Below are 14165 nucleotides of genomic sequence, written 5' to 3'. Positions count from 1 at the left end.
CTTTCCTTAATTTTAAAATTTTCTTCCATTTTTACCAGCAATGATAAATCTTAAAGCATTTAATCTTATAAAGCCTGCTGCATCTTTTTGATCATATACACAATCTTCCTCAAAAGTACAATAAGCTTCACTAAATAAACTATCATTTGCACTTTCTCTGCCTATTACCATCACATTACCTTTATATAATTCAAGCTTAACTTTGCCATTTACATACTTTTGTGATTCATCTATTAAAGCTTGGAGCATAACTCTTTCTGGTGAAAACCAATAACCATTGTAAATTAAACTTGCATATTTTGGCATTAACTCATCTTTTAAATGTGCTGCTTCTCTATCTAGAGTGATACTTTCTATGGCACGGTGTGCTTTTAAAAGTATGGTTCCACCTGGGGTTTCATAGCAACCTCTACTTTTCATACCCACATAACGATTTTCCACTATATCAAGACGACCTATACCATGTTTTGCACCAAGCTCGTTAAGCTTAGCTAAAAGTTGTGCAGGTGATAATTTTTCTCCATTTATAGCACATAAATCGCCCTTATTAAACTCAAGTTCTATTACTTCGCTTTCATTTGGAGTTTCCTTTAAATCTTTCACCCAACGCCACATATCTACTTCAGGCTTAGCCGAAGGATCTTCAAGAATCAAACCTTCATAAGAAATATGCAATAAATTTGCATCCATAGAATAAGGTGATTTACCAGGTTTTTTAGCTATATCAATACCATGTTTTTGTGCATAAGCCAAAAGTTTTTCGCGACTATTTAAATCCCATTCTCTCCATGGCGCAATAATAGCTAAATTTGGATTTAAAGCCAAAGCACCTAGCTCAAAACGCACTTGATCGTTTCCTTTACCGGTTGCTCCATGACTAATTGCGTCTGCATTTGTTTTATTTGCAATTTCTACTAAAGTTTTTGCTATCAAAGGTCTTGCTATACTTGTACCTAGTAAATATTCGCCCTCATAAATAGCATTTGCTCTAAACATAGGAAACACATAGTCTCTTACAAACTCATCTTTTAAGTCTTGAATAAAAATATTTTCTTCTTTTACACCCAAAGAAAGTGCTTTTTTTCTAGCAGGTTCAAGCTCTTCACCTTGACCAATATCAGCTGTAAAAGTTACTACTTCACATTTGTATTCATCTTGCAACCATTTTAAAATTATACTTGTATCAAGTCCGCCAGAATATGCTAAAACCACTTTTTTAATATCTTTTTTCATTGTTTTTCCTCTTTGTAAAAATAATTTTAAAATTTAACGAATTTAGCTTAATATAATGTAAAATTTTATAACAATTTCTTGTATTTTTTGATAAAATATTTTTATGAGAATAGATAAATTTTTAAATGTAGTTAATATTACTAAGCGTCGTGCAATTTCAGAAGATATGTGTAAAAGTGGTGTGGTAAGTATAAACAATCAAGTAGTAAAAGCTAGTAAAGAAGTTAAAGTTGGTGATGAAATAAGTATTAAATTTATAGAATATACTAATATTTATAAAGTTTTAGATATACCAACTTCCAAAAGTATTCCAAAAGCTATGCAAGAAAAATATGTGGTAAAAATTCAATGAAAGAATTAATCTTAACTCAAAATGAACTTAATAAACTTTGTGAAATTTTGCCTAAAAGTGGAGTTATATTACTTCAAGGAGATTTAGCAAGTGGTAAAACTACTTTAGTGCAAAATTATGCTAAATTTCTTGGAGTGGAAAAAATGCTTAATTCTCCTACTTTTTCTATCATGCAAGAATATGATTTTTATCAAGGGAAAATATATCATTATGATATTTATCAAGAAGGATTTGAAGGGCTTTTGAAAAATGGTTTAATTGAAAATTTTTTTGAAGAAGGCTTACATTTGGTAGAGTGGGGTGATGAAAAATTAAAAAAATACTTAGATAAATATCAAATTTTTAATATAATTTTACAAATCATTCCTTATAAAAACAAAAGAAAGTATATAATACATGAGTAAGCTAGAAGCTAAAAATTTAGAAAAAATTATTAAAAAAACTAAAATCATACATGATGTTTCATTGGAAGTTCAAAGTGGTGAAGTTGTAGGCCTTTTAGGCCCAAATGGAGCAGGAAAAACAACAAGTTTTTATATGATTTGCGGGCTTATTTTTCCAACAAGTGGAAAAGTTTTTTTGGATTCGCAAGATATTACAAAAGAACCTCTCAATAAAAGAGCAAAACTTGGCATCGGGTATTTACCTCAAGAAAGTAGTGTGTTTAAAGATTTAAGTGTAGAAGAAAATTTGCTCTTAGCGGCTCAAGTAATATATCAAGATAAAAAAAAGTTAGAGCAAAAAATAGAACAAATGTTAGAATTGTTAAGTATAGAACCCATTAGACACAGAAAAGGTATGAGTTTAAGTGGAGGTGAAAGAAGGCGTTGTGAAATCGCAAGATCATTAATATGTAATCCTAAATTTTTACTCTTAGATGAGCCTTTTGCTGGGGTTGATCCTATAGCAGTAGGTGAAATACAAAGTTTGATTAATGATTTAAAAGCTATGAATATAGGTGTTTTAATCACCGATCATAATGTAAGAGAAACTTTAGCAATTTGCGATAGAGCTTATGTGATTAGAAGTGGAAGATTACTAGCTAGTGGTAATGCTAATGAAATAGCACATAATGAAGATGTTAAAAAATACTATCTTGGAAGTGAGTTTAGACTTGAATAATGCTTAAACAAAAAACCTCTATAACACAAAAAGCAAAACTATCACAAACTTTAAGATCATGGCTTCCTATATTACAAGCCAACATTGAAGATTTAAAAGAAAGTTTAGATGAATTTGCTAAAGAAAATCCATTTATAGAGATAAAAGAAAATTCCAGCATTACTAACACTCAAAATAAATACTATCAAGAATATTTTAGTAAAAATACAACTACACAAATGATAGATATAAAAAGCTTAGAGGTAAAGAATGTTTATAATCTTTTAAGCGAACAAATCATTCCACCATTTTTTCCGACTAAAAAATCTCAAACAATTGCCGAAAAAATCATAGAATGCTTAAATCATGAAGGGTATTTTGAATATGATGAAGAAATTCTAGGTGAATTTGATCCTTTAGAAGTAGAAAAAATAAGACAAAGATTTAAGTATCTTGATCCTATTGGGGTAGGAGCAAAAGATAATCAAGAAGCATTTATTTTTGCATTAGAGCATTTTGATTTAGATAGTGAACTTTATGAGTTTTGCAAAATACTTATTTTAAATTTAGAAAATGCTAAGGATTTTACTAAAGATCCTTTATATAAAAAGGCTATAGCTATAATTAAAAAAATTTCTATTCCACCATTTTTGGAGTATTTCGAAGAAAGCATGGAAATCATTCCTGATATTTTTATTTATCATGAAAACGGAGAAATTAAGATCAAAATAAATGATGATTATTACCCAGAAATTGCTTTTGAAACAGATGGATTAGAACATGAATTTTTAAATGCATATTTAAAAGATGCTAAAAATTTGATTGATGCATTAGCTATGCGTAAGGCAACGCTTTATAAAATAGGACTTATGATAGTTGAATATCAATATGATTTTTTTATGGGAGGTGATATTAAACCTATGCAACTTAAAGATTTGGCACAAGATCTTGAAAGAAATGCCTCAACTATTTCAAGAGCAATTGCTAATAAATATCTAAGTTGTGATAGAGGCTTAATACCTTTAAAATCTTTCTTTACCACTGCTGTTGATGATGGAGAAACTTCAAATGCAACTATCAAAGATTTTCTTAGTAATTTAATTAAAAAAGAAAACCCTAAAAAACCTTTGAGTGATTTGAAAATTCTCGAACTTACTCAAAAAGAATTCCCAAGTGTGCAGTTAGGGCGTAGAACCATCACTAAATATCGTATGCAACTTGGTATAGGAAGTTCAAGTGAGCGTAAAAAATTATATGAATTAATGTAGGAAAAGATGAATTTAAAAACAATTTTTGAAAAAACCATAAAACAAAATGTGCGTTTAATAGCAGCTAGTAAATATGTTCAAGATGGGCAGATTCGAGAGCTTTTTAAGCAAGGTATCATAGAGTTTGGAGAAAATCAAGTCCAAGCTTTAGCTTTAAAAAAAGAAAAGCTTCAAGATTTAGAAATCAAATGGCATTTTATAGGCAATCTTCAAAGTAATAAAATCAATCTTTTAATCAAACAAAACCCTATACTTTGGCAATCTTGCAATGGCTTAAAAATCGCCAAAGCAGTAGATAAAAGACTTGATTATAAACTTGATACTTTATTGGAAATTAACACCGCTAATGAAAATTCAAAAAGTGGCATAGAACGAAACAAGGCTATAGAAGAGTATTTACAAATACAAGAAGAATGTAAAAATTTAAACCTAGTAGGCATTATGTGTATAGGCTCCATGAATAAAGAAAAAATCAAAGAAAGCTTTGAGCAAACTTTTAAAATTTATGATAATTTACAAAAACACGGGGCAAAAATTTGCTCTATGGGTATGAGTGGAGATTTCGAACTCGCTATAAAATGTGGCTCAAATATGGTGCGTTTAGGGAGTATTTTATTTAAATAAACCCCATTTGCTTAGCTTTTTCTATCATAAAATCTGCACCATTTTCACTTTTCAATCCTTGCAAAGCTAAAGATTTTGATTCTAGTGAAAAATTTTCTACTAAGTTCAAAAATTTCTGTTTTTCTTCTTGACTTAAAATCTCACATAAATTACGCTCTTTTAAATACAAAGCATTAAAATACTGATGATTTTTAGCCGCATAAGGATAAGGTATAAAAATACAAGGGAGGTAATTTGCACTAAGTTCAAAAAGACTACTAGCACCTGATCTTGATATAGCTAAATCTGCTTTAGAAATTTTGTCTATAATGTTTTTATCAAAATCAAAAAGTTCTACTTTTATATTTAAATCTTCATAAACTTTTTTACATCTTTCATAATCATTCTTACCACATTGATGAATAATATTAATGCCTTTTTCTTTGAAATATAAAGCATTTTCCAAAGCAAGATCGTTAATAAATTTAGCTCCTTGTGAGCCACCTAAAAAAATAATATTTTTCAATTCTTTTCGAACTCTTGCTTTTTGAGAAAAAATCTCGCTAATAGGATAAGGACAAAAGAAAGTGTTTGTTTTGTTAATTTGATCATCAAAAGCAGTAAAAAAAGCTTTAGAAAAAGGTTTTAAAAGAGAATTTAAACTCCCCATTTTGGAATTTTGCTCATGAATTAAAAGAGGGATATTTGCCATTAAAGCAGCAAAAGCACCAGGAGCACTGCTATATCCTCCCACGCTAAAAACTGCTTTAATTTTATGCTCTTTTAAAATTTGCTTTGTTTTTTTTGCAAGTTTTAAAATGTGAAAAAGTGACTGAAATTTAGCCAAGCCTTTTTTATTGACAACACCTTGAGAACTTAAAAAATATTTTTTATAAAAACTATCTTCATTTTCAAACCAAAGCCTATCTTGACCATTTTCACTTCCTATATAAATACAATCTATGCCTTGTTTTTTTGCACTTTGCAAAAGACATCTAGCTATAGCCAAATGCCCTCCCGTACCTCCGCCTGTAATTGCTATCATTTATCCTCTTTATTTAGTTTTTCTTCTAAAACAGCAAGTCTTGTTTCTAATTTAGCTATTTTTTCTTCATAATCAATCTTACCATGTTCTTTAATATAAGCAGGTATGCCAATAGCTGTTAAATTTGATCCAACATCTTTTAGTACAACTGCATTTGAACCTATTTTGGCGTTTTTACCTATAGTAATATTACCTAAAATTTTAGCACCAGAGCCTATTATCACACCATCTTCTATAGTAGGGTGTCTTTTGGTCTTTTTATCTAAACTCGTTCCACCTAAAGTAACGCCTTGATAAATCAAAACATCATTACCTATAACAGAAGTTTCACCAATTACAACCCCATAAGCATGATCTATAAATATCCTTCTACCTAAACTTGCACCTGGGTGCAAATCAACTCCGGTAAAAAATTGAGAAATTCCACTAATAATCCTTGCAATTTTTATAAAACCTTTTTTGTAAAAAAAATGTGCAAAACGATAATTTACAACAGCCCAAACGCCAGGATAATTAAAAGCTAATTCTAGGCAAGATCTATATGCAGGATCTTTTTGTTTTGGCATAGAAAAATCTTCTTTAAGAATACAAAAAAATCCCATATTTTCACCTTTTTATAATATCTGAAAAATAATTTTACCAAAAAAATTATAAATAATTTTACACTATATTTAAGTGTTTTTTAATAATGGGGGGGGGTAGAATACTTTTTTTAAAAATAAGGGTTAAAATGCAAGAAGAAATTAAAAATGTCTTGATAAATTTTCTCAATAAATATAAACAATCTAAAGAATATAAACATTATAGAGAGCAAGAAAAGGTAGTTGAATATATTTTCAACAATTACCCAGATAACAAAAACAAAATTTCTATTTCTCTAAAAGCTTGTATTATAGATAACTTTTATAGTACAAATTTAAAAATGTATGGCATAAATGATATAGCCGATTGGATATTAAAACTAGATATTGACAAAGCTTTAAAAGCGGGAAATCCTTGTATTATTGAGCAAATTGCAAATTTTACAAATTCTAAAAATAAAAAAATATTCTTATATTCTTTTGCTAGTAAATACTGTTTTCATCATAACAAACAAAAATATGTTATCTATGATCAATTTATTTCAAAAAGTTTAATTTATTTTAATAAAAAATATAAATTTTCATCCTTTCATTTTACAAAAAATAATTTAAAAAATTATAAAAATTTAATAAAAATAATAAATGAATTTAAAATATTTTACAAATTAAATAATTTTAGTAATAGAGAAATTGATCATATGCTTTGGATATATGGTAAAGAAAATTCAAAATAAGGAGGAATAAAAAACTTAAAAACTTAAAAACTTAAAAACTTAAAAACTTAAAAACTTAAAAACTTAAAAACTTAAAAGAGGAAAGAGGAAAAAATGAAAAATAATTTTAAAAATGTAATTTGTATTATTTCAGTGTTATATGCTTCAATGTTAAATGCAGGTGATTTAAAAAATTTTATCGTTGATAATAATACACCTTCCAATAAAGAAAAACCAAAATCAGTCAATAGCAAACAGCCAAAAGATGGTATATATGATTTTGAATTTTCTGGAAAAAAGTATTTGCTTGAAGTTAAAAAAGGATTGAGTACTAGGGCACAATGTCCCAATAATAAAATAATTAAAATTTCAGAAGAATTTAAGAATCCACCAACTACACCAGATGGTAAAAAAGCTCTTATGATATATATACAGCAAAAATGTATGACGACTGATTGGTAAAAATAAGGCAAGAGAATTTTCTTGCCTTATAATTTTTTATTTACTACCTATACTTTTTAAATATCCATTATCATTTAAAAACAAATAAATTTCACCTAAGATATGTTTTTTTTGATTTTCATTAACAAGTTTTGAAGCATAAATTTTTTCATTAATATTATCCATAATCGCATGAATATCATAATCAAGATCTTCTAATGTATCTAAAATAGATTGAGCCTCCAATATACTTTCTACTTCAAAACCCTTTTCATTGATACTTATGCAAGCCTCTGTTGGGTGTGTAAAAAGATTATGTTTCATACCTAATACTTCTTGATAAGCTCCTACTAGGAAAAATCCTAAAAAATAATCTTCAGCTTCCACATCAATATCATGTAAAAACAAAGGATTGTCTTTAGAGTATGAAATTTCTCCATCGCTATCACAAGTTATATCCCATATACTTGCACTTCTTGTGGGCTTTTTATTAAGTCTATCAAGTGGCATAATAGGAAAATTTTGCTCCAAACCCCAAAAATCAGGCAAAGACTGAAACACCGAAAAATTCACTAAATATTTTTCTTGCACTTCATTTTGCAAACTTGATAAATCAGCCTGATCACCCACCAAAGTAATAGCTTTTCTCATAATCAAATGCACTAAAATTTCACTATTAGAGCGATCTTGTAAATCCACATAACCTAAATCAAACAAGGTTAAAATGCTCTCCATATGATCTATACTATCATGTAAATATTCAAGTGCATTAGAGGCTTTAATATTTTTATATAAATCATAAAGTTCATCAATAAGTTTTGGATTTTTATCTTTTAATAAAAGCTTACTTTCTGTGTATTCTTGTGAAAAAAGCTCTAAAACAGGTGCTACTAACACAGCATGATTAGCCGCTACAAAACGCCCACTTTCTATAAAAATATCAGGCTCTAAATCTTTTTTTTGCTCTGCGATGCCTTTTAAAATAAATACAACATCGTTTGCATACTCACTGAGAGTGTAATTTCTACTTGTTTCATTTTTAAACTGAGAGTATTCTACTGCTAACCCCCCTCCAAGATTAATGGCTTTTAAATTTTTTGCACCCATTTTTCTAAGCTCGGTGTAGATATTACCTGCTTCATTTAAAGCTTTTTTTAAAGGATGAATTTCAGTGATTTGCGAACCTAAATGAAAATGTATCATAGTAAATTGATCTAAAAGTTTATTAGCTTTTAAAAGATTTACTGCTTCAATAAGTTCAGTAGAAGTTAAACCAAATTTTGAATTTATACCACCACTTTTTGCCCAAATTCCTACCCCAGCTGAATGCAAACGCACTCTTAAACCAATGTTTGGCTTTGGCTTAAAACGATTTTTAGCAATTTCTATCATTGCTTCAAGCTCATTAAGCCCTTCCATAGTTAAAGTGATATTATGACCCATTTCACACGCTATAAATCCCATGTTTATTAGCTCTTTATCTTTAAAGCCATTAACCGTTATAGGTGCACCTTCGTTGTTATAAGCCATAGCTAACAAAAGCTCAGCCTTACTTCCTGCTTCCAAGCCATAATTATATTCTTTACCTAAACTGACTAAATTTTTTACAAAACCAGGATATTGATTTACTTTTAAAGGATACACAGCATTAAAAGAACCTTTGTAATTAAATTCTTTTTTTGCCTTAGCAAATTTATCATAAATTTGCTCAATTTGTTTATGGATTAAATGGGGAAAACGAAGCAATAACGGCCCCTTGTAACCATCATCACGCAAAGTATTTACTATATCTATAATAGCAGGTTTTTTACCATGATTTACACATACTTTGCCATTTTCAATGATAAAATTATTTGCACCCCAAATATTAATACCATAATCAATCATAATTCATTCTCCAAATTTGCTAATTTTATATTTTTAGTTTCTTTATTTTCTAAATTTTTATAAAAAATCTCTTCTTTTTGCATTTCATCTTCACCTATACACAAAAAGATTTTAATATTAGCATTATCTGCTTGATTTAAGTGTTTTGCAAGTTTTTTTGCCTCATAGCTTAAATATACTTTGTGTTTTTTTCTTAAAGTATTTGCTAATTTAAAGATAGTATCTATATAAGCTTCATCCATAGCACAAAGATAAATTCCTTCTCTTTGTTTTACACTTTGTTTTTGCTCTAAAATAGCCATAATCCTTTCTATACCCATAGCATAACCTACACCATAACCACTTTTACCATCTAAGTATTCAATCAATCTATCATATCTTCCACCACCTGCTACGGCAGCTTTTGCACCAATTTCATCACTGATAAACTCAAATGCACTTTTGGAATAATAATCAAGCCCACGAACCAATTTCTCATCACATTCAAACTCAACATCATTTTCTTTTAAAAGTTTTTGCAATTTTTCATAATCTTTCTTACAACATGAGCATAAATTTTCACTTAGTTTTGGCGCATTTTCGATTAAACTTTGACAATGATCATTTTTACAATCAAGCACCCTAATAGGATTTAAATCTTTTCTTCTTAAACAATCTTCACAAAAACCTTCTTTAGAATTTAAAAAAGCTATGAGTTTTTCTTTATATATACCCATGCATTCTTTACAGCCTAAAGAATTAATTTTTAAGCTTGTATGAATTTCTAAGCATCTAAAAATTTCATTTAACATTAGGATAATACTTGCGTCCTCATACACGCTTGCTATACCAAAGCTTTCTACTCCAAATTGATGAAATTCACGCAATCTTCCTTTTTGTGGTCTTTCATAGCGAAACATAGAGCCATGATAAAACCATCTTTTAACACTTTGAGCTTTATCCATTTTTGCTTCTATATATGATCTTACTACTCCGGCTGTACCCTCAGGTCTTAAACATACCTCATTACCTGCTTTATCGATAAATTCATACATTTCTTTACCGACTATATCAGAGCTTTCTCCAACACTTCTTTTAAAAAGTTTAGTTAGTTCTAAATGCGGACAATTGATGAAAGTAAATCCATAATTTTTAGCTACTTCTTCACAAGTTTTTACTACTTTTTCATAAAGCATTGCTTGATCATCTTGTAAATCTTTCATTCCTTTTAAAGCATTAATCATCTATAAAATCCTTAATTTTTTCATGTAAATTTTCAATACTTAATGATGCATCCAATCTTAAAATTTTTATATCAATCTTAGTTTTTAAAAATTCCAAAGTTTCTTCTAATGCATTTTGTATATTCAAAAAATATTCAATTCCTCTTTTTTCAATACTATCTAAATTTTTTCTAGAAAGTCTTTGCATGATAAGCTCTTTAGAACCATATAAAAAAACTATCTTTTGCGGAAACACTCCGCCTGTGGCAAAAGTATTTAATTCAAATAAAGTTTTTAAATCAAAATCAAGTTTAGCATAAGCCATATTGGAGATAAAACTACGATCTGAAATGATAAGTTTGTTTTTATTTTGCACTAAATACATATCAATTAAATTTGCTCTATCTGCTAAAAAAAGCAACAATTCAGCCTTTTTAGAAAATTGTATTTTACTTTCTAGTAAAATCTTTCTTAAATGCACCCCCAGCTCACTTCCACCAGGTTCTTTAGTAAAAATTGCATCATGGAAATATTTTTTTAAAAGCTCTATTTGCGTACTTTTACCAACACAATCAATTCCTTCAAAAGCTATATACAATCTTTCTCCTTTAATAAAGGTATAATTTCTTTTGGCACAAGTTTATTCACATCGCCATTATGCATACAAATAGATCTAACTATAGAACTAGAGATAAAAGAATTTTTTAAATTTGGCATAAGATAAATAGTTTCAAAATCTTCCCAAAGCATATGATTTGCATAACCAAGTTGCAATTCATATTCAAAATCACTAACTGCTCTTAAACCCCTTATAATGATATTTATTTGTAAATTTTTAGCTAAATCTACTAACAAATTATCAAAAGTGATAATTCTAACATTTTTTAAATCTTTTGTAGCAATTTTTACCATTTTTTCTCTATGTTTTAAACTAAACATGGGTCTTTTACTCTCACTCTTAGCTATAGCAACTACAACTTCTTCAAACATTTTACTAGCTCTAATGATTACATCTAAATGCCCATTGGTAATAGGATCAAAAGTTCCTGGATAAATACAACTAGCCATTTTGCCACCTTTGGTATAAATTATGCTCAATGTTGGCAACATCAAGCCATTTGCCTACAATAAATTCTTTTAATTCTTCTAAATTTTGTGCTTTAGCATAACTTGCTATTATAGGTGGCGCAATGACAACCCCATAATTAGAAAGCTTAGTCATCTGCTCTAAATTTAAAGTAGAATAGGGCATTTCTCTAACTCCAAGTATAAGCCTTTTACGCTCTTTTAAAGCCACCCCTGCAGCCCTTGTAAGTAAAGTATCACCTATACCACAAGCTATTTTTGCCAAAGTATTGATAGAACAAGGTGTGATAAAAGTTGTATCTATACCAAAAGATCCACTTGCAACATTCTGACTAATGTCTTCATTATCTAAAAAATTTACATGATAAAGTTCAAATTTATCTTTTATGTATTGCATAAAGTCTATGTTTTCAAAAAGAGAATTTTCTTTTGAAAAACTAATATGTGCATTTTGAGTTATAATAGCAAAAACATCTGCTTTTTCTTTTAAATTTTTTAATAGTAAAAACCCTAACTCACAAGAGCTAGCACCACTAATACCTACTAAAATTTTTCTCATTTCAGCTCCACATAATTTTTACTAATGACTTTACCATGCACGACTTTTCCATCTTTATTTTTAAGGCGAATTCTTTGATTTAAATTTCCACTTTGCAAAGCTTTTAACTCTATAATCATACTTAAATCCCCATCTTTAATAATCCCATAAACAGAATCATTTCTTTGTATAAGGGTTTTGGTTTTAAACATATTATATTTTAAAATCATATTTTCCCTTATATTGCTTTTTGCTATTAAATTTGCAATTTCATCTTTTTTTAACACACCTTGTGGAGCTTTATCAAAAGGAATTTTTAAAATTTTAAAACTTGCAGGACTTAAATTTTCATTACGCGAAATAGGACGCGTAGTCTGCAAAACTTCTAATTTTGCTTTTAAAAAATATTTAAAAAAGATATTTTTTTTAAACTGCTCTGGAGTTTTAAATTCAGCCTTAACAAAACCATCAGCTCTATCAAAATTATGATTGCCTAGTTTTAAAAAAATGTATTGATTAAAATCTACAGGTAAGCTTGATTGAGTATTAAGATCTAAAGAAATGATTTCTAATTCTGGATAGTTTGTTTTAAATTCCTTAATTAAAGCTAATTTTACTTCATCAAAATTTGAAGCAAAATTTAAAGTATAGAAAAATAAAAATAATACAATATTTTTCACAAGTAATATAACCTTACATAATAAAATCAAAAACTGATATATCATACATAAAAAAAGTTTGAATTTAGTTGAAAATTACCAAAATAAGCGGAATAAAATTTGCTTGTAAAAATGCAAGATTGAAGATTGAGGGCAAAATCTAAATCTAAGGAATTGCCTAATGAGTATATTTAGTATAAATGATAGTTCATCTTATGGTTCTATCATTTCACAAACAAAAGCAAATAAAGAAAATAAAACAAGTTCAAAAACAAATTTTGCAAATACTTTTGTTAAACAAAATGCTAGTAAATTAATTGAAATTCAAAGTAATAATACTCAAACATTAGCACTCAATGAAGCAATGTCAAATAAAAATAATATAAAAAATGACTCCCCTAATTATCATATATCAAGCGATTTTAAAAATTCTATTTATGCTTTAAAATATAGACAAGCTAATAATCCTGCTTCTATGGCTTATGGTTATAGTGTTGATTCTAGTGGCTATATGGGTAGTGATTTTAATAAAGCAGCGGGATTGCCTGAAGATTTTAAGATACATAAATCTACTTTAGATGAGTTGTATAGATACAATGAGGAAAATTATTTTAGCACATCAAGTAAAACTTCATTGAGTGTAACTGGTGGTTACTATACAAACATAGATATGGCTGATACTATAAGACAATATTATTCTAAATTTGATCAAATCATAAATCATAGTTTTGAAAATTCTAATAAAACTAGTTTTAGTGTAGAAGATTTAAATTCTTTACCAAAAGGTTATAGCGTTTATGACACAAATAACAATTTTGCTTCTTTAGAAAATTTAAATAAACAAACTATAACAAATTTTTATGATACACAAGAGCAATACAATACTATAGATAGCATAGGAATGCAAAATTCTATCAATACAGGATTAAAAAAATTAGATTTTTCCCCTGAAAGTATGGAAACTCAAATTTTAGATAGCGATATAGCAAAAGATACTTTTAATCCCGATATGTCTGTTTATCCAAAAAATGAAGATGGGAGTTATCCTAAAGAAGCTTTATTTATGAGTTTTTTAAAATCTAGTGGTGGAACAATTTTAGAAGGTGGAAGCACCAAAGTCAATCCTAAAATTCAAGCATTTAAAGAAGCTATGGCAAAAGAAAGTTTTGATGGTTCTTTAGCCTCTTTAAATGATATTATGACAGGTAAAGTCGATTTTGCACAAATTTTAAAAGCACACGCTCAAGATGGTTGGCTTGATTCTAAAATTTATGCCAAAGAAAATAATATTGCTTGGCAAAATTCAAGCATAGGTTATGGTGGGGCTTGGTTTGATAATCAATTTAATCAAGCTAAAGCTAGTGGCTACTCTCCTAGCAATGAAAGTATAAATTCTTATGTAAATTCTGTAATGGATAAATTAAATAATATTTTAAATCAAACTAGGGCGTAATCT

General features: G+C 28.3%; 17 protein-coding genes. 8 read left to right on the top strand and 9 right to left on the bottom strand.

Annotated elements, in window-relative coordinates; all coding sequences use genetic code 11:
- Positions 1-12 precede the first annotated feature (12 nt).
- Positions 13-1233 carry an argininosuccinate synthase gene (locus tag CARM_RS04195; RefSeq protein ID WP_139425293.1) on the bottom strand — a complete coding sequence of 407 codons (1221 nt, stop codon included), beginning with the start codon at positions 1231-1233 and terminating at the stop codon, positions 13-15.
- A gap of 103 nt (positions 1234-1336) precedes the next feature.
- Here CARM_RS04195 and CARM_RS04190 point away from each other — a divergent pair, with 103 nt between their 5' ends.
- From CARM_RS04190 to CARM_RS04170, 5 genes are read left to right on the top strand one after another with little or no spacing between them, the layout of a single operon-like run.
- On the top strand, positions 1337-1585 hold the full coding sequence (locus CARM_RS04190; RefSeq protein ID WP_139425291.1) for an RNA-binding S4 domain-containing protein: 249 nt from the start codon (positions 1337-1339) through the stop codon (positions 1583-1585).
- Positions 1582-1989, top strand: coding sequence for a tRNA (adenosine(37)-N6)-threonylcarbamoyltransferase complex ATPase subunit type 1 TsaE (gene tsaE, locus CARM_RS04185; protein WP_139425289.1), 408 nt, complete (start codon positions 1582-1584; stop codon positions 1987-1989). The genes CARM_RS04190 and tsaE overlap by 4 nt, the downstream gene beginning before the upstream one ends.
- Positions 1982-2707, top strand: coding sequence for an LPS export ABC transporter ATP-binding protein (gene lptB / locus CARM_RS04180; protein ID WP_139425286.1), 726 nt, complete (start codon positions 1982-1984; stop codon positions 2705-2707). The genes tsaE and lptB overlap by 8 nt, the downstream gene beginning before the upstream one ends.
- On the top strand, positions 2707-3954 hold the full coding sequence (locus CARM_RS04175) for an RNA polymerase factor sigma-54 (protein ID WP_139425285.1): 1248 nt from the start codon (positions 2707-2709) through the stop codon (positions 3952-3954). The genes lptB and CARM_RS04175 overlap by 1 nt, the downstream gene beginning before the upstream one ends.
- Before the next feature lie 6 nt (positions 3955-3960).
- Positions 3961-4578, top strand: a complete 618-nt coding sequence (locus CARM_RS04170) for a YggS family pyridoxal phosphate-dependent enzyme (protein ID WP_139425283.1) — start codon at positions 3961-3963, stop codon at positions 4576-4578.
- Here the strand turns inward: CARM_RS04170 and murG are convergent.
- Complete coding sequence (murG, locus tag CARM_RS04165) at positions 4571-5602, bottom strand: undecaprenyldiphospho-muramoylpentapeptide beta-N-acetylglucosaminyltransferase (RefSeq protein ID WP_139425281.1); 1032 nt, start codon at positions 5600-5602, stop codon at positions 4571-4573. The two genes, CARM_RS04170 and murG, sit on opposite strands and share 8 nt — an antisense overlap.
- Positions 5599-6204 carry a serine O-acetyltransferase gene (gene cysE / locus CARM_RS04160; RefSeq protein WP_139425279.1) on the bottom strand — a complete coding sequence of 202 codons (606 nt, stop codon included), beginning with the start codon at positions 6202-6204 and terminating at the stop codon, positions 5599-5601. The genes murG and cysE overlap by 4 nt, the downstream gene beginning before the upstream one ends.
- Positions 6205-6332: 128 nt before the next feature.
- Between cysE and CARM_RS04155 the strand changes: the two genes are divergently transcribed.
- Together CARM_RS04155 and CARM_RS04150 are read left to right on the top strand one after the other, a co-directional pair.
- Entirely contained in the window at positions 6333-6917 is a 585-nt protein-coding gene (locus tag CARM_RS04155) for a hypothetical protein (protein WP_139425277.1), read from the top strand.
- A 93-nt stretch (positions 6918-7010) separates the two neighbouring features.
- Positions 7011-7358: a hypothetical protein gene (locus tag CARM_RS04150; protein WP_039666976.1), complete on the top strand. Its 348-nt coding sequence runs from the start codon at positions 7011-7013 to the stop codon at positions 7356-7358.
- Positions 7359-7394: 36 nt separating this feature from the next.
- Here CARM_RS04150 and speA read toward each other — a convergent pair whose 3' ends face one another.
- From speA to flgA, 6 genes are read right to left on the bottom strand one after another with little or no spacing between them, the layout of a single operon-like run.
- The gene (gene speA, locus CARM_RS04145; RefSeq protein ID WP_139425275.1) at positions 7395-9224 is read right to left on the bottom strand and encodes a biosynthetic arginine decarboxylase; all 1830 of its coding nucleotides are present in this window, start codon (positions 9222-9224) and stop codon (positions 7395-7397) included.
- A complete protein-coding gene (gene hisS / locus CARM_RS04140) occupies positions 9221-10447 on the bottom strand; it encodes a histidine--tRNA ligase (protein WP_139425273.1) in 1227 nt (408 codons plus the stop codon). Before hisS ends, speA begins: the two co-directional genes overlap by 4 nt.
- Complete coding sequence (tmk, locus tag CARM_RS04135) at positions 10440-11024, bottom strand: dTMP kinase (RefSeq protein ID WP_139425271.1); 585 nt, start codon at positions 11022-11024, stop codon at positions 10440-10442. Before tmk ends, hisS begins: the two co-directional genes overlap by 8 nt.
- Positions 11015-11494, bottom strand: a complete 480-nt coding sequence (gene coaD / locus CARM_RS04130; RefSeq protein WP_139425269.1) for a pantetheine-phosphate adenylyltransferase — start codon at positions 11492-11494, stop codon at positions 11015-11017. Before coaD ends, tmk begins: the two co-directional genes overlap by 10 nt.
- Positions 11487-12071 carry a UbiX family flavin prenyltransferase gene (locus CARM_RS04125; protein ID WP_139425267.1) on the bottom strand — a complete coding sequence of 195 codons (585 nt, stop codon included), beginning with the start codon at positions 12069-12071 and terminating at the stop codon, positions 11487-11489. Before CARM_RS04125 ends, coaD begins: the two co-directional genes overlap by 8 nt.
- Positions 12068-12730, bottom strand: a complete 663-nt coding sequence (gene flgA / locus CARM_RS04120) for a flagellar basal body P-ring formation chaperone FlgA (RefSeq protein ID WP_236103555.1) — start codon at positions 12728-12730, stop codon at positions 12068-12070. Before flgA ends, CARM_RS04125 begins: the two co-directional genes overlap by 4 nt.
- A gap of 160 nt (positions 12731-12890) precedes the next feature.
- On the opposite strand from flgA, the gene CARM_RS04115 reads away from it, so the two are divergent.
- Positions 12891-14162: a Cj0814 family flagellar-dependent secreted protein gene (locus CARM_RS04115; protein ID WP_139425263.1), complete on the top strand. Its 1272-nt coding sequence runs from the start codon at positions 12891-12893 to the stop codon at positions 14160-14162.
- Positions 14163-14165: the final 3 nt, after the last annotated feature.

Origin of the sequence: Campylobacter armoricus (assembly GCF_013372105.1) — a bacterium.
GTDB classification, from domain to species: domain Bacteria; phylum Campylobacterota; class Campylobacteria; order Campylobacterales; family Campylobacteraceae; genus Campylobacter_D; species Campylobacter_D armoricus.
Note: the sequence above shows the minus strand (reverse complement) of the source record. Positions and strands in the feature narration are given on the sequence as shown.